This is a genomic window from Erwinia sp. PME.40.26/001 (assembly GCF_055556675.1).
In genome coordinates, this window is sequence record NZ_JBVHNP010000006.1 from 145,673 (window position 1) to 161,513 (window position 15,841).

The 15,841-nt window shown below is 58.4% G+C and carries 11 protein-coding genes and 1 riboswitch; of the genes, 9 read left to right on the top strand and 2 right to left on the bottom strand.

Features of this window, described 5'->3' with window-relative positions; translation table 11 throughout:
• Positions 1 to 4 precede the first annotated feature (4 nt).
• Together leuC and leuD are read left to right on the top strand one after the other, a co-directional pair.
• A complete protein-coding gene (gene leuC, locus ACZ3HG_RS17170; protein WP_465333527.1) occupies positions 5 to 1,402 on the top strand; it encodes a 3-isopropylmalate dehydratase large subunit in 1,398 nt (465 codons plus the stop codon).
• Between the two features lie 9 nt (positions 1,403 to 1,411).
• Positions 1,412 to 2,017, top strand: a complete 606-nt coding sequence (gene leuD / locus ACZ3HG_RS17175; RefSeq protein ID WP_191934161.1) for a 3-isopropylmalate dehydratase small subunit — start codon at positions 1,412 to 1,414, stop codon at positions 2,015 to 2,017.
• Between the two features lie 86 nt (positions 2,018 to 2,103).
• Here the strand turns inward: leuD and ACZ3HG_RS17180 are convergent, their stop codons facing one another.
• Positions 2,104 to 3,285, bottom strand: coding sequence for an MFS transporter (locus ACZ3HG_RS17180; RefSeq protein WP_191936141.1), 1,182 nt, complete (start codon positions 3,283 to 3,285; stop codon positions 2,104 to 2,106).
• 259 nt (positions 3,286 to 3,544) lie between these two features.
• Here ACZ3HG_RS17180 and sgrR point away from each other — a divergent pair, with 259 nt between their 5' ends.
• The 4 genes from sgrR to thiQ all read left to right on the top strand — a co-directional run bounded on the left by sgrR (position 3,545) and on the right by thiQ (position 8,693).
• Positions 3,545 to 5,206, top strand: coding sequence for an HTH-type transcriptional regulator SgrR (sgrR, locus tag ACZ3HG_RS17185; RefSeq protein WP_191934163.1), 1,662 nt, complete (start codon positions 3,545 to 3,547; stop codon positions 5,204 to 5,206).
• A gap of 35 nt (positions 5,207 to 5,241) precedes the next feature.
• A riboswitch (TPP riboswitch) is annotated at positions 5,242 to 5,382 on the top strand.
• A 38-nt stretch (positions 5,383 to 5,420) separates the two neighbouring features.
• Complete coding sequence (thiB, locus tag ACZ3HG_RS17190; RefSeq protein ID WP_465333529.1) at positions 5,421 to 6,407, top strand: thiamine ABC transporter substrate binding subunit; 987 nt, start codon at positions 5,421 to 5,423, stop codon at positions 6,405 to 6,407.
• On the top strand, positions 6,383 to 7,993 hold the full coding sequence (gene thiP / locus ACZ3HG_RS17195) for a thiamine/thiamine pyrophosphate ABC transporter permease ThiP (protein WP_465333531.1): 1,611 nt from the start codon (positions 6,383 to 6,385) through the stop codon (positions 7,991 to 7,993). Before thiB ends, thiP begins: the two co-directional genes overlap by 25 nt.
• Positions 7,977 to 8,693, top strand: coding sequence for a thiamine ABC transporter ATP-binding protein ThiQ (thiQ, locus tag ACZ3HG_RS17200; protein ID WP_465333533.1), 717 nt, complete (start codon positions 7,977 to 7,979; stop codon positions 8,691 to 8,693). Before thiP ends, thiQ begins: the two co-directional genes overlap by 17 nt.
• Here thiQ and ACZ3HG_RS17205 read toward each other — a convergent pair.
• Complete coding sequence (locus tag ACZ3HG_RS17205) at positions 8,670 to 9,431, bottom strand: DedA family protein (protein ID WP_191934167.1); 762 nt, start codon at positions 9,429 to 9,431, stop codon at positions 8,670 to 8,672. The genes thiQ and ACZ3HG_RS17205 overlap by 24 nt on opposite strands.
• A gap of 275 nt (positions 9,432 to 9,706) precedes the next feature.
• Here ACZ3HG_RS17205 and polB point away from each other — a divergent pair, with 275 nt between their 5' ends.
• The 3 genes from polB to rluA all read left to right on the top strand — a co-directional run bounded on the left by polB (position 9,707) and on the right by rluA (position 15,805).
• Positions 9,707 to 12,070: a DNA polymerase II gene (gene polB / locus ACZ3HG_RS17210; RefSeq protein WP_191936140.1), complete on the top strand. Its 2,364-nt coding sequence runs from the start codon at positions 9,707 to 9,709 to the stop codon at positions 12,068 to 12,070.
• 168 nt (positions 12,071 to 12,238) lie between these two features.
• Complete coding sequence (rapA, locus tag ACZ3HG_RS17215) at positions 12,239 to 15,145, top strand: RNA polymerase-associated protein RapA (protein WP_465333535.1); 2,907 nt, start codon at positions 12,239 to 12,241, stop codon at positions 15,143 to 15,145.
• Positions 15,146 to 15,805: a bifunctional tRNA pseudouridine(32) synthase/23S rRNA pseudouridine(746) synthase RluA gene (gene rluA / locus ACZ3HG_RS17220; protein WP_191934170.1), complete on the top strand. Its 660-nt coding sequence runs from the start codon at positions 15,146 to 15,148 to the stop codon at positions 15,803 to 15,805.
• Positions 15,806 to 15,841: the final 36 nt, after the last annotated feature.

A 15,841-nucleotide genomic window follows, 5' to 3' on the forward strand; every position in this document is an offset into this window, starting at 1 on the left:
AAATATGAAAACACTGTACGAGAAGCTGTTTGACGCGCATGTCGTGCACGAAGCACCCGGTGAAACGCCGCTGATCTATATCGACAGGCACCTTGTTCATGAGGTGACCTCGGCGCAGGCCTTTGACGGTCTGCGCGCTCATGGTCGCCCGGTGCGTCAGCCGTCAAAGACCTTTGCCACCATGGATCACAACGTTTCGACCCAGTCGCGTGATATTAACGCCAGCGGTGAGATGGCGCGGATTCAGATGACGGCACTGATGAAAAACTGTGAAGCCTTTGGTGTGCAGCTGTTTGACCTCAGCCATCAGTTCCAGGGCATTGTGCATGTGATGGGGCCGGAACAGGGCCTGTCACTGCCTGGCATGACCCTTGTCTGCGGCGACTCACATACCTCCACGCACGGCGCGTTAGGTGCGCTGGCCTTTGGTATCGGCACGTCAGAAGTAGAGCATGTGCTGGCGACGCAGACGCTGAAGCAGGCCCGGGCGAAAACCATGAAGGTGGAAGTTTGCGGCCAGACCGCACCGGGCATCACGGCAAAAGATATTGCTCTGGCGATTATCGGTAAAACCGGCAGCGGCGGGGGTAATGGCCACGTGGTGGAGTTCTGCGGGGAAGCCGTCGCCGCGTTGAGCATGGAAGGCCGCATGACGCTGTGTAATATGGCGATCGAACTGGGTGCCAAAGCGGGGCTGATTGCTCCGGACGACACCACCTTCCACTACGTTAACGGCCGCCGTTTTGCCCCCAGAGACGCGGCCTGGCAGCAGGCTGTCGACTACTGGCGCACGCTGAAAACCGACGACGGGGCACATTTCGATAAAGTCGTGACGCTGGACGCGGCTGAGATCGCGCCGCAGGTGACCTGGGGAACCAATCCCGGACAGGTAATTGCCGTCAGTGACCCAATTCCCGATCCGGCCTCCTTCAGCGATCCGGTCGAACGCGCCTCGGCGGAAAAAGCCCTGGCTTATATGGATCTGAAACCTGGCATCCGTCTGACCGAGGTGCCGATAGATAAAGTGTTTATCGGCTCCTGTACCAACTCACGAATCGAGGATTTACGCGCAGCGGCGGCAGTGGTGAAAGGACAGAAGATTGCGCAGGGCGTGCAGGGCTACGTGGTGCCCGGCTCCGGCCCGGTGAAGGCACAGGCGGAAGAAGAAGGTCTGGATAAAATCTTTATCGACGCGGGATTTGAATGGCGTCTGCCTGGCTGCTCTATGTGTCTGGCCATGAACAACGACCGCCTCAGCCCGGGCGAACGCTGTGCGTCCACCAGCAACCGCAACTTTGAAGGCCGACAGGGACGCGGTGGGCGTACGCATCTGGTCAGCCCGGCGATGGCCGCCGCCGCTGCAGTCGCCGGTCACTTTGCTGATATCCGTGAGCTGATTTAAGGAACTTTTATGGCGAAAAAATTCACTCAACACAGCGGTATCGTGGTGCCGCTGGACGCCGCCAACGTTGATACCGACGCGATCATTCCTAAGCAGTTCCTGCAGATGGTGACGCGCACCGGTTTTGGCCGCAATCTGTTTTTTGACTGGCGCTACACCGATGCCGAAGGGCAGATCTCAGACCCGGAGTTTGTGCTGAATAAGCCCGCGTTTAGCGGAGCCAGCATCATGCTTACCCGGGAAAACTTTGGTTGTGGATCATCACGCGAGCATGCGCCCTGGGCGCTGACCGACTATGGTATTCAGGCGATTATTGGCTCCGGCTTCGCCGATATCTTTGCCAATAACTCATTCAACAATCAGCTTCTGCTGGTGACACTGAGTGAAGAGGAAATTGATGAGATGTTTCGGCGGGTCGCCGACGAGCCGGGTATCCGGTTTACGGTTGATCTGGAAAAACAGCAGGTGCTGGCCGGTGAGAAAGTCTATTCCTTTGAGATCGACGGCTTCCGCCGCCACTGCCTGATTAACGGGCTGGATGCCATCGGTTTGACGCTGCAGCACGAGGCGAAAATCACGGCATACGAGCAAAAACAGCCCGCGTTTCTGCGTTAATTTGGCGGGCTGACCGGAATAGACGGTCAGCCCTGGCGATGTTCAGGGTCGGCCTGTTGTTGCAGCCTACCCGTGGCGAAGCCCCCTTATATCGCTCTTTTTTCCCGCACCCGCCATGACAGCGCCAGCGCCAGCACTGCCAGCCCAAACGCGCCCCAGTAGACAGCGTGATGGCCGAAGGTTTCCGCCAGCGCCCCCTGAATAATCCCGGCCAGGATCACGCCGGTCGAAATACTGTTAGTAAACAGCGTGGTCGCTGCTCCCGGCCGGGAAGGCATTAAGTCCTGGAACCAGATCATACCAATCCCGGCAATAATGCCGATATACACCGCGTTAAACAGCTGCAGCACCATCAGTGCCGTCCGGCTCTGGAACAGCACCAGGCCAAGGTAAAACAGTGCCCCGCAGCCAATCGCCACCAGCATCATATTGCGTTTACCCAGCCGCTTCACGTAATGGCCCGCCAGCAGCATCACCGGAATTTCCAGTCCGGCCGCGGTCCCCATCAGCAGCCCGGCCAGCGTATCCGGCATCCCCAGCACGCTGCTGATATACAATGGCATATCAATGATATACATGGTGTTACAGGTCCACATCAGCACCGACCCGATAAACAGCATGCGCACATCACGGTTCTTCCAGCCGCTAATATGCGTAATCGGCACGTTCGCGGATACCGCAGCACGCGGCACCGAGGGCAGGGTAAACCAGACCAGCGCAATGCAGACCATAAACAGCAGCCCTGCCAGCAGAAACATGGCGGTAAAACCGTAATTCAGCGCGATAGCAAAGGAGAGCGGCGGCCCAATCACCCAGGCCAGAGAAAGCTGGGCACGCATGACGGAGCTGAACATCACCGCCTCACGGGCTGAGCTGTCTGCATATTCCCGCGCCAGCGCGAAAATTTGCGGCATCGCCACGCTGGCGATAGCAGAGAGAAAAACGCCAGCGGTGACCAGCGTCAGATAATGACGGTTAAAGGCAAAAAGGAGCGCGTTTCCTGTCGCCATCACGCAGCAGAACAGGATCAGCATCCGCCGATCGCCCCGGGTGTCGGATCGCTTTGCCAGAAGCAGGCTGACCACAATTCCCGCGACCGCATTGACGGTGTAAAACAACCCCACCCAGAATGGCCGGACCGCGACTTCACGGCTGAGAAACAGACTCAGCGTCGGGGCCTGCAGCGCACCGGCGATGCCGACCATAAAAGAAACCGCCATAAATGCCAGATACACCGGATGGATACGACGGCTAAGGAGCGATGACATGAATAAGGCCTCAGTGACGGGACAATGCGGATAACTACTCCACAGCTTAGAAGAAAACCCACGAAAAAAGCCAGCTATGCCGAAGCTAGCTGGCTGGTGAAAAGCACCATACTCAGAATACCCTTAATAGCAGGGAGATGAATAACGATGATCAAGTGCCATTCAGATATGAATGCCTCCCACTCTTTCATCTGCAGCCATTATCACCGTAATATAAGGCAGGAAAAACAGACAGCTTTTAACACAGGGTTCCTCTTTTATGTCCTCACCCCGTTTACAGCAGCAATTTATCCGGCTCTGGCAGTGCTGCGATGGTCAGCCTCAGGAGACCACCCTCAGCGATCTGGCGGTACAACTCAGCTGCTCACGCCGCCATATGCGCAACCTGCTGAATGCCATGCAGGAACAGGGGTGGCTGGAGTGGCAGGCCGAGGCCGGGCGCGGTAAGCGATCGCGTCTGACCTTCCGCTATACCGGGCTGGCGCTGCAACAACAGCGGGCTGAGGATCTGCTGGAACAGGATCGCATCGATCAGCTGGTGCAGTTAGTCGGCGATAAAAATCGCGTGCGCCAGATGCTGCTCTCCCATCTGGGCCGCAGTTTCCGTCAGGGAAAACACATTCTTCGCGTGCTCTACTATCGTCCCCTGCTCAATCTGCTGCCCGGAACGCCGCTGCGTCGCTCTGAAACTCACCTTGCCCGGCAGATTTTTAACGGGCTGGCGCGAATAAATGAGGAAAACGGGGAAATCGAGCCGGATATTGCCCACCACTGGCAGCAGATTGCACCGGATCACTGGCGCTTCTTTTTGCGCCCGGCGATCCACTTTCATCACGGCCGTGAGCTGGATGTCGACGATGTCATTGCCAGCCTGGAACGCCTGAAAACGCAGCCGCTTTACAGCCATTTAGACCGGATTGAGTGCCACACGCCGTGGACGCTGGATATTTATCTGCACCAGCCCGATAACTGGCTGCCGTGGCTGCTGGGCAGCGTCAGCGCCATGATCCTGCCAAAAGAGTGGCCGCATATGCGCAACTTTGCCCGTCAGCCGGTCGGCACCGGGGCTTACGCGGTGGAACGCAATCAGCACAGCCAGCTGCGTATTTCCGCCTTTGATGACTATTTCGGCTACCGGGCGCTGATAGATGAGGTCAATATCTGGGTCCTGCCGGAGATCAGCGATGAGCTGGTCTACTCCGGGGTCAAACTGCAGAGCGAAAATACCGATGAGAAGTCGGAAGAGAGTCGTCTGGAAGAGGGCTGCTATTTTTTGATGTTCGACCAGCGCTCTGAGCAGGGGCGCAATGAACAGCTGCGCCGCTGGATCAGCACCATTTTTAACCCGATTGCCCTGCTTAACCACAGCGGCATCGCCTATCAGCGCTACTGGTTCCCGGCTTACGGGCTGCTGCCGCGCTGGCATCACCGACGCTCAATGGCGACCGCAGAAAAACCCGCAGGGCTGACCTCACTGACCATCACCTGGTACAGCGATCATATCGAGCATCAGGGGATCGCCAACGCGCTGGGGCCGATCCTTGCCACGCACGGCGTCACGCTCATCACCCAGGAAATTGACTACGAAAGCTGGTATCGCGGTGAGGCGGAAAGTGACATCTGGCTGGGCAGCGCCAACTTCACGCTGCCGCTAGAGTTTTCCCTGTTTTCGCTGCTGTATGAGATCCCGCTGATGCACCACTGTGTGCCCACCGACTGGGAAAACGATGCGCGGCAGTGGCGCGAACAGACCCTGCCGCTGGCTGACTGGAGCAAACAGCTGATAGACAGTAACTATCTGCATCCCCTGTTCCATCACTGGCTGCTGCTGCACGGCCAGCGAAGCATGCGCGGCGTACGCATGAATACCCTCGGCTGGTTTGACTTTAAATCAGCCTGGTTCGCGCCGCCCGAATCATGACGCTTTCGTAACAAAGACGAAACCACTAGAATAGGCCGTTCTCAACGGGGTGCGAACACCCTGCTGAGACATTGCCCGACGCCGGGTCAATGTCTGTGCAGCATGTTTTCGCTGAGAAAAACCCGTCGAACCTGATCCGGATCATACCGGCGTAGGGATTTGAGAGTGTCACTGACTCAGATCCTTTGCGCATTTTCCCTTAAAGGAACGCAAAGTGTTGAAAAAATTACTCCCTCTGCTGGCGCTGTTTTCCCTGCCTGCCCTCGCGGCGAAAGATACCCTGACGGTTTACACCTATGACTCCTTCTCTGCCGAATGGGGGCCGGGGCCGGCGATTAAAAAAGCCTTCGAAGCGCAGTGCAACTGTGAGCTGAAATTCGTCGCACTGGAAGACGGCGTCTCGCTGCTCAATCGCCTGCGTATGGAAGGCAAAAACAGCAAGGCCGACGTGGTGCTGGGGCTGGATAACAATCTGCTGGATGCCGCCGAAAAAACCGGCCTGTTTGCGCCGTCAAAGGTAGACACCCGCCACGCTACGGTGCCGGGCGGCTGGACGAACACAACATTTGTCCCCTATGACTACGGCTGGTTTGCTTTTGTTTATGATAAAACCAGACTGCAGAACCCGCCGAAAAGCCTGAAGGAGCTGGTCGAGAGCGACCGTCCTCTGAAGGTGATTTATGAAGATCCGCGCACCAGCACTCCTGGGCTTGGCCTGCTGCTGTGGATGCAGAAAGTTTACGGCGATAAGAGCCCGGAAGCCTGGCAGCAACTGGCGAAGAAGACCGTCACCGTGACGAAAGGATGGAGTGAGGCCTACGGTCTGTTCCTGAAAGGGGAAAGTGATATGGTGCTCAGTTACACGACCTCGCCTGCTTATCATCTGATTGAAGAGAAGAAAGATCAGTATGCCGCGGCAAACTTCAGTGAAGGCCACTATCTGCAGGTTGAGGTGGCCGGGCAGTTAAAAGCCAGTAAGCAGCCTGAGCTGGCACACTCATTTATGCAATTCGTGATGACACAACCCTTCCAGAAAACCATTGCTACCGGCAACTGGATGTATCCGGCTACCCATACCGCGCTGCCAGAAGGGTTCAACACCCTGACCGTGCCGGCCATTTCGTTGCAGTTCAGCCCGCAGGACGTTGCCACCCAGCGCAGCCAGTGGATTAGTGCATGGCAACGCGCCGTCAGCCGCTAATTCCCGGCTGGTTAGTCCCGGGCCTGCTGGCCGGCCTGCTGCTGGTCAGCGTGGCCCTGCTGGCGTTTTTCGCCCTGTGGCAAAACGCGCCCGCCACGGACTGGCGCGGACTGTGGCAGGACAGCTACCTGTGGCACGTGCTGCGCTTCTCTTTCTGGCAGGCGCTGCTGTCGGCATTGCTGTCGGTACTCCCGGCTATTCCCGTGGCGCGTGCGCTTTACCGCCGTCGCTTCCCCGGACGTGGCACGTTGCTGCGGCTGTGTGCTATGACGCTGGTACTGCCGGTACTGGTGGCCGTGTTTGGTCTTCTCAGCGTGTACGGCCGCAGCGGCTGGCTGGCGCAGCTTTGCGCCCTGCTCGGCGTTGGCTACTCATTCACTCCCTATGGCCTGCAGGGGATCCTGCTGGCCCATGTCTTCTTTAATCTGCCGCTGGCTACGCGCCTGCTGCTCCAGGCCTTACAGCAGATCCCCGCTGAACAGCGACAGATCGCCGCCCAGCTGGGGCTGAGTGGCTGGGCGCATTTTCGCCTTGTCGAATGGCCGTGGCTGCGGCGTCAGCTTCTGCCTGCCGGGGCACTGATCTTCATGCTGTGCTTTGCCAGCTTTGCCACCGTGCTGTCCCTCGGGGGCGGGCCGCGAGCGACCACCATTGAGCTGGCGATCTTCCAGGCGCTGAGTTTTGATTACGATCCCGGGCGGGCCGCCCTGCTGGCGCTGATACAGATGGTGTGCTGCCTCGGGCTCGTGATGTTAAGCCAGCGCCTGAGTAAGGTATTGCCGACGGGGAGTGACAGCCTCGGGGGCTGGCGTAACCCGCAGGACAGCGGTCGCGCCCGCCTGCTTGACGGACTGATGATCGCCAGCATGCTGTTGCTGATCCTGCCACCGCTGCTGGCGGTGGTGGCCGACGGAATGAATCAGGGGTTTGGCGGCGTCCTGCACCAGCCCGCACTGTGGCAGGCGACGTTCACCTCGTTGCGCATTGCCCTGGGCGCTGGGGTCCTCAGCGTGGTGCTGACGCTGATGCTGCTATGGAGCAGCCGTGAACTGCGCCAGCGCCAGCGCCTGCTGTGGGGGCAGACGCTGGAACTGAGTGGCATGCTGATACTGGCGATGCCGGGGATTGTCCTGGCCACCGGTTTTTTCCTGCTGCTCAACCAGACCATCGGGCTGCCGGCGTCGGCAGAGGGGATAGTGATTGTGACTAACGCACTGATGGCGGTGCCGTATGCGATGAAAGTGCTGGAGAACCCGCTGCGCGATATGGCTGAACGCTATGGACGGCTCTGCCTGTCGCTGGATATTCGCGGCTGGAACCGTCTGCGGCTGATTGAGTTGCGCGCCCTGAAGCGCCCCCTTGCGCAGGCGCTCGCTTTTGCCTGCGTGCTGTCAATTGGTGATTTTGGCGTGGTGGCACTGTTTGGCAATGAGCACTTCCGCACCCTGCCGTTTTATCTTTATCAGCAGATAGGCTCATACCGCAGCAGTGACGGGGCGGTCACCGCGCTGTTACTTTTGCTGCTCTGCTTCCTGCTGTTCACTCTGATTGAAAAACTGCCGGGGAACCATGCTAAACCTGACTAATCTGACCTGGCTGTATCATCACCTGCCGATGCGCTTTACCTTCAGCGTGCAGGCGGGGGAACGACTGGCCATCCTGGGCCCCAGCGGAGCAGGAAAAAGTACCCTGCTGAGTCTGATCGCCGGCTTTCTGCCGGTCAACGGCGGCGAGTTGATATTGAATGGCAGCGATCACCGCAACAGCGCCCCCGCGCAGCGTCCGGTATCCATGCTGTTTCAGGAAAATAACCTCTTCCCCCATCTGACCATGGCGCAGAATATCGGGCTGGGGTTACATCCCGGGCTGAAACTGAACCACCAGCAAAAGCACGCGTTACAGAACATTGCACAGCGCGTCGGGCTGACGGAACATTTGCACCGACTGCCGCACCAGCTTTCCGGCGGCCAGCGCCAGCGTGCCGCCCTCGCCCGCTGCCTGGTTCGTCAGCAGCCGATCCTGCTGCTGGATGAACCCTTTTCTGCGCTGGATCCGGCCCTGCGCAAAGAGATGCTGGGCCTGGTGGATGAGGTCTGTAGCGAGCGAAATATTACCCTGCTGATGGTGTCGCACAGCATTGAAGACGCCGCCGCGATTGCACCGCGTAGCCTGCTGATTGTCGACGGACGGGTTTACTGGGACGGCAGCACCGCGCAGTTGCAGCGCGGTGCCGTACCGGAAGCGACAGTGCTGGGGGTAACCTTAGAAGAACACGTCCCACAGTAGGTGGCGGAAAATCGGCATCATCGGATGGAACTGCAGGGCCGTGAAGCTGGCCACTGCCAGGAGCATCATCAGCGGAGCCAGCCAGCGCAGGCGTGTTCGCGGCAAATACACCGTCGCCCAGTCGTGCTGTTTGTTGGCACGCAGCCAGCGCCAGCACAGCCAGCATCCCAGCCAGACCAGGATCGCAACCCCCAGAAGCAGCCACTTAAACATCGCACTGTTGGCCTCTTTCGGCACATCAATCGCGACACCGGCGAGAATGCCCGGCAGTAAATAGAGCGGTGGCCAGAGAAGGCAGCCAATGATATTCGGGGGAATAAATTTCCGTATCGGCAGCTCCAGCATCCCGGCAACCAGCGGGATCAGCGGGCGGGTCGGCCCGACAAAACGGCCCACAATGATGGTGAACATGCTGTGTGCGTGCAGCGCATGTTCCGTTTTATCCATCAGCTTCTGGTGTTTTTTTATAAACGACCAGCGGTGCAGCGGCCCTTTAAACTGCCAGCCAATCAGGTAGGAAACCCAATCCCCCAGCAGACAGCCCAGCGTCCCGACGGCCCAGGCGGGATACAGGCCAATCTGTCCGCTGCCGATCAGAGCACCAAAAGAGGCCATCAGCACCGTGCCCGGTAACAGCAATCCGACCAGCGCCAGCGATTCAAAGAAAGTGATCAGCCCGACAGCCAGCAGCGACCAGGCCAGCGACTGGGTGATTAAATGTTGTAGCCAGGCTTCCATAATGTTCCAAACTGATTAACAGAATCCCGGATTGTCCAGAGGCTTCAGTCAAGCGTCAAGACCTGTTTTGTATGGGAACGTAGTATAAGAGAATACCTGCGTGAACACTGTATAAATAAACATGCTATTATTGAGCATCTGGCCGCCAGTCGCCACCATCATTCGAATGGCATCTGGGCGGCAAACGCAGGCGTTCCGATCGGCTGACTGAAGACAGTGATACGGGTCAGTGGGTACCGCCAACCCGGAGCAGCCTGAAGTCTTAAGGAGATAAGGTGAACGACGCACGTGCAGGATTTCTGTTAACTCGCCACTGGCGGGACACCCCCGCAGGCAGTGAAATCACGCTATGGCTGGCAACCGATACGGGCCCCCAGCAGGTGGTCCTGCCCCCGCAGGAGTCCGTGGCATTTATCCCTGCAGAACAGCAGGCCGCCGCCGCCGCGCTGCTGAGCGGAGAACGTCACTGGCGCTTTGCCCCCCTTGAGATGAAAGATTTCCGCCAGCGCCCGGTGGTGGGGCTGTACTGCCGCCAGCAGCGCCAGCTCCAGCGGCTGGAAAAGCTGCTGCGGGAAAACGGCATTACCCTGTATGAAGCCGACGTGCGCCCGCCGGATCGTTTTCTGATGGAGCGCTTCATTACCGCACCGGTCTGGTTCAGCGGCCAACCCGCCGGGGATCGTCTGGTCAACACCCGGCTGAAACCCCACCCGGACTACCGCCCCCCGCTGAAATGGGTTTCCCTGGATATTGAAACGACCCGCCACGGTGAGCTGTACTGCATCGGACTGGAGGGCTGCGGCCAGCGAGATGTCTATATGCTCGGCCCGGAAAACGGCGATGCCAGCACACTCGATTTTCATCTGGAGTACGTTGCCAGCCGGCCGCTGCTGCTGGAAAAACTCAATGCCTGGTTTGCCCGCCACGATCCCGACGTGCTGATCGGCTGGAACGTCGTACAGTTTGACCTGCGCGTCCTGCAAAAACATGCCGATCGCTACGGTGTCCCCCTGAATCTGGGCCGCGGACACAGCCCGGCACTCGAGTGGCGTGAACACGGGTTTAAGCCGGGCGTCTTCTTTGCCCAGGCCAGCGGCAGGCTGATTATCGACGGTATCGATGCCCTGAAATCCGCGTTCTGGAACTTCGAGTCTTTCAGTCTGGAAGCGGTATCGCGCGAGCTGCTGGGAGAGGGCAAAGCCATCAATAACCCCTGGCAGCGCATGGAAGAAATTAACCAGCGCTTTGCCGAAGATAAGCCTGCGCTGGCCCATTACAACCTGAAGGACTGTGAGCTGGTCACCCGTATTTTTCAGCATACCGAGCTGATGCCCTTCCTGCTGGAGCGCGCGTCAGTTAACGGTCTGGCCGTTGACCGGCACGGTGGCTCCGTGGCCGCATTTGGCCATCTGTATCTGCCGCGCATGCACCGAGCAGGGTTCGTCGCGCCCAATCTGGGCGATGTGGCACCGGAGGCCAGCCCGGGCGGTTACGTGATGGACTCACGCCCCGGCTTGTATGACTCGGTGCTGGTGCTGGATTATAAAAGCCTGTATCCCTCAATCATCCGCACCTTCCTGATCGACCCGGTGGGGCTGGTCGAAGGGATGGCGCACCCGGATGAGGCCGATTCGGTCGCCGGCTACCGTGGGGCGCGGTTCTCCCGCACCACCCACTGTTTGCCCGCCATTGTGAACCAGATCTGGCAGGGCCGTGAAGAAGCTAAAAAACAGGGCAACAAGCCCCTTTCGCAGGCGCTGAAAATCATTATGAATGCCTTCTACGGCGTACTGGGTACCAGCGCCTGCCGGTTTTTCGATCCCCGCCTCGCATCGTCAATCACCATGCGTGGCCACGATATTATGCGTCAGACCCGTGAACTGATTGAAGCCGAAGGCTATGACGTGATCTATGGCGATACGGACTCGACCTTTGTCTGGCTGAAGTCGGCCCACGATGAAACACAGGCCGCGGACATTGGCCACCGTCTGGTGACTCGGGTCAATCAGTGGTGGCAGCAGCATCTGCGCACGACGTTCAATCTGGACAGCGCGCTGGAGCTGGAGTACGAAACCCACTTCTGCCGCTTTCTGATGCCCACCATACGCGGCGCTGAACAGGGTAGCAAAAAACGCTACGCGGGCCTGATCCGTCACGGTGATAATCAGCGTATGGTGTTTAAAGGACTGGAAACCGTGCGCACTGACTGGACGCCGCTGGCACAAAAATTTCAGCAGGAGCTTTATCTGCGTATCTTCACCGGACAGCCTTATCAGGATTACATCCTTGAGACCGTGCGCCAGCTGATGGCGGGTGAGCTGGACGACCAGCTGACGTACAGCAAGCGGCTGCGTCGTCCGCTGGGCGAGTATCAGCGCAATGTGCCTCCGCACGTGCGCGCTGCGCGCATTGCAGATGAACAGAATGAGAAGCTGGGCCGCCCGCTGCTGTATCAGAAAGGGGGCAAGATCCGCTATGTGATGGCAACGTCAGGCCCCGAGCCGCTGGAAGCCCGCCTCACGCCGCTGGACTACGATCACTACCTCACGCGCCAGCTGGAGCCGGTCGCCGATGGTATCCTGCCATTTATGCAGGATGACTTTGCTACACTGGTAACAGGACAGCTGGGGCTTTTTTGACAGGTGACGAACGGGCAGCCTTCCAGTACCATAGCGCCCTTCCTGAGTATCAACACCCTCATACTTGAAGCTGCTGTGCAGACTGCGTGCATTCATCGCCGGGCACTCTTTACCGGGCAGCAGTGCTATTGCCGAAAATAAACTAGACGAGAATCGAGCCGAATATTTATGCCTTTTACACTTGGTCAGCGCTGGATAAGCGATACGGAAAGCGAACTGGGATTGGGAACGGTGGTTGCCGTAGATACACGTATGGTTACCCTGCTCTTTCCTGCCACGGGCGAAAACCGTCTCTATGCCAGAAGTGATTCACCGATCACCCGCGTGGTGTTCAATCCCGGTGACACCATCACCAGCCACGAAGGCTGGCAGATGGAGGTTGACGAGGTCATAACCGACAATGGCGTAGTCAGCTATGTGGGTACCCGGCTTGATAGCGAAGAAGCAAACGTCGTGCTGCGTGAAGTGATGCTGGACAGCAAACTGGTGTTTGGCAAACCACAGGATCGCCTGTTTGCCGGACAGCTGGACCGTATGGACCGTTTTGCTCTGCGTTTTCGCGCGCGCAAGTACCAGAGTGAGCAGTATCGTCTGGCCACCAGCGGCCTGCGCGGCATGCGCACCAGCCTGATCCCCCATCAGTTGCACATCGCTCACGATGTGGGCCGCCGCCACGCGCCGCGCGTGCTGCTGGCCGATGAGGTGGGTCTGGGTAAAACCATCGAAGCCGGGATGATCATTCACCAGCAGCTGCTGGCGGGCCGTGCCGAACGTATTCTGATTGTGGTGCCGGAAACCCTGCAACACCAGTGGCTGGTTGAAATGCTGCGCCGCTTCAACCTGCGCTTTGCACTGTTTGATGACGACCGCTATGCCGAAGCGCAGCACGACAGCGATAACCCGTTTGAAACCGAGCAGATGATTATCTGCTCACTGGACTTTGTCCGCCGTAACAAGCAGCGTCTGGAAAAACTGGCGGATGCCGAGTGGGACCTGATGGTGGTGGATGAGGCCCATCATCTGGTGTGGTCAGAAGAGGCCCCGAGCCGCGAGTATCAGGTTATTGAGCAGTTAGCCGAGCAGATCCCGGGGATCCTGCTGCTGACCGCCACGCCGGAACAGCTGGGCATGGAGAGCCATTTCGCCCGTCTGCGCCTGCTTGACCCTAACCGCTTCCACGACTTTGCGCAGTTTGTCGAAGAGCAGAAGCACTTCCGTCCGATTGCCGATGCGGTGGCGATGCTGCTGGCGGACAAAACCATCAGCAATGATGAGCTGAACCTGCTCAACGACCTGATGGGTGAGCAGGATATTGAGCCGCTGCTGCAGACGGCAAACAGCGATCGTGAAGGCAAACTGGAAGCCCGTCAGGAGCTGATCAGTATGCTGATGGATCGTCACGGCACCAGCCGCGTCCTGTTCCGTAACACCCGTAACGGGGTGAAAGGCTTCCCGAAACGCGAACTGCATCAGATCCGGCTGCCGCTGCCTACGCAGTACCAGACGGCGATCAAAGTCTCCGGCATCATGAGCGCGCGTAAATCAGCTGATGAACGCGCCCGCGATATGCTCTACCCGGAGCAGATCTATCAGGAATTTGAAGGTGACAGCGGTACCTGGTGGAACTTTGACCCGCGGGTGGAATGGCTGATGGGCTTCCTGACCAGCAACCGCGACAAGAAGGTGCTGGTTATCTGCGCCAAAGCCGCGACGGCTCTGCAGCTTGAGCAGGTGCTGCGTGAACGCGAAGGCATCCGTGCTGCCGTGTTCCATGAAGGCCTGTCAATCATTGAGCGTGACCGCGCAGCCGCGTGGTTTGCCTCCGAAGAGGATGGCGCTCAGGTTCTGCTGTGCTCAGAAATTGGTTCAGAAGGCCGTAACTTCCAGTTTGCCAGCCAGATGGTGATGTTCGATCTGCCGTTCAATCCGGATCTGCTGGAGCAGCGTATCGGCCGTCTTGACCGTATCGGTCAGGCGCATGATATCCAGATCCACGTCCCTTACCTGGAAAAAACCGCCCAATCCGTGTTGGTGAAGTGGTATCACGAAGGGCTGGATGCGTTTGAGCACACCTGCCCGACCGGTCGTACCGTTTATGACAGCGTCTATGCGCCGCTGATCGAGTACCTGGCCGCACCGGAGAATACCGAAGGCCTGGATGACTTTATTCACGAGTGCCGCAAGCAGCACGATGCGCTGAAGCTACAGCTGGAACAGGGACGCGACCGCCTGCTGGAACTGAACTCAAACGGCGGTGAAAAAGCGCAGGCGCTGGCGGATAAGATCGCCGAACAGGATAACGACATTGAGCTGGTGAACTTCGCCCTTAACCTGTTCGATATCGTCGGCATTAACCAGGAAGATCGCAGCGATAACCTGATTATCCTCACTCCGGGTGACCATATGCTGGTGCCCGACTTCCCGGGTCTGCCGGAAGATGGCTGCACCATTACCTTTGACCGTAACCAGGCGCTGTCGCGTGAAGATGCACAGTACGTCAGCTGGGAACACCCGATTATCCGCAATGGTCTGGATCTGATCCTCTCCGGGGATACCGGCAGCTGCGCGATTTCGCTGCTGAAAAACAAGGCGCTGCCGGTAGGTACTCTGCTGGTCGAGCTGATCTACGTTGTGGAGGCCCAGGCACCGAAGCATCTGCAGCTAACCCGCTTCCTGCCACCCACGCCGGTGCGTATGCTGGTTGACCGTAAGGGCACCAACCTTGCCGCTAAAGTCGAGTTTGAAAGTTTCAACCGTCAGCTGAACGCGTTAAACCGTCACACCGGCAGCAAACTGGTGAATGCGGTGCAGCAGGACGTACACGAGATTATCAAGCTGTCGGAAGAGCAGGCCGCGGTGGAAGCACGCAAGCTGATTGACGCGGCACGCATGGAAGCTAATGAAAAACTGAGCGCCGAACTGTCGCGTCTGCAGGCCCTGAGCGCCGTCAATCCTAACATTCGTCAGGATGAAATTGAGGCGCTGGAAAATAATCGTGAACAGGTGCTGGCTAACCTTGACGACGCAGGCTGGCGTCTTGATGCGCTGCGTCTGATTGTCGTGACGCACCAGTAAATGATGATGGCACCCTATCATCCGCCGCTGGAGCCATGGCTGCATATCCTCTATCAGGATGAGCACATCATGGTGGTCAATAAACCCAGCGGGCTGCTGTCCGTTCCCGGCCGTCTGGATGAACACAAGGACAGCGTCATGACGCGCGTCCAGCGTGATTTTCCGACGGCAGAGTCAGTCCACCGGCTGGATATGGCCACCAGCGGCGTTATTGTGGTGGCACTGACCAAAGCCGCCGAGCGGGAGCTGAAGCGTCAGTTCCGCGAACGTGAGCCACAGAAAACCTATGTGGCGCGCGTCTGGGGACATCCGCAGCCGGAGAAAGGGGTGGTGGATTTACCGCTGATCTGTGACTGGCCGAACCGGCCGAAGCAGAAGGTCTGTTTTGACACCGGGAAATCGGCCCAGACAGAATATCAGGTGCTGGATTACGCCAGTGATAACAGCGCCCGCGTGCAGCTGAAGCCGATTACCGGCCGCTCTCATCAGCTGCGCGTTCACATGCTGGCGCTGGGACATCCGATACTGGGAGATAACTTCTATGCGCACGATGAAGCCAGAATGATGGCTCCCCGTCTGCAGCTGCATGCCGAAAGCCTGAGCATTACTCATCCGCAGTACGGCACGCCAATGACATTCCGCCAGCCAGCGGAATTCTAATCCGGCACGGGGCGGACCTTTTCGGTCCGCCCTTTT

Coding starts and splice junctions, on each gene's coding strand:
- leuC (WP_465333527.1), top strand. CDS start 5: ATGAAAACACTGTACGAGAAGCTGTTTGACGCGCATGTCGTGCACGAA.
- leuD (WP_191934161.1), top strand. CDS start 1,412: ATGGCGAAAAAATTCACTCAACACAGCGGTATCGTGGTGCCGCTGGAC.
- ACZ3HG_RS17180 (WP_191936141.1), bottom strand. CDS start 3,285: ATGTCATCGCTCCTTAGCCGTCGTATCCATCCGGTGTATCTGGCATTT.
- sgrR (WP_191934163.1), top strand. CDS start 3,545: ATGTCCTCACCCCGTTTACAGCAGCAATTTATCCGGCTCTGGCAGTGC.
- thiP (WP_465333531.1), top strand. CDS start 6,383: ATGGCAACGCGCCGTCAGCCGCTAATTCCCGGCTGGTTAGTCCCGGGC.
- thiQ (WP_465333533.1), top strand. CDS start 7,977: ATGCTAAACCTGACTAATCTGACCTGGCTGTATCATCACCTGCCGATG.
- ACZ3HG_RS17205 (WP_191934167.1), bottom strand. CDS start 9,431: ATGGAAGCCTGGCTACAACATTTAATCACCCAGTCGCTGGCCTGGTCG.
- rapA (WP_465333535.1), top strand. CDS start 12,239: ATGCCTTTTACACTTGGTCAGCGCTGGATAAGCGATACGGAAAGCGAA.
- rluA (WP_191934170.1), top strand. CDS start 15,146: ATGATGATGGCACCCTATCATCCGCCGCTGGAGCCATGGCTGCATATC.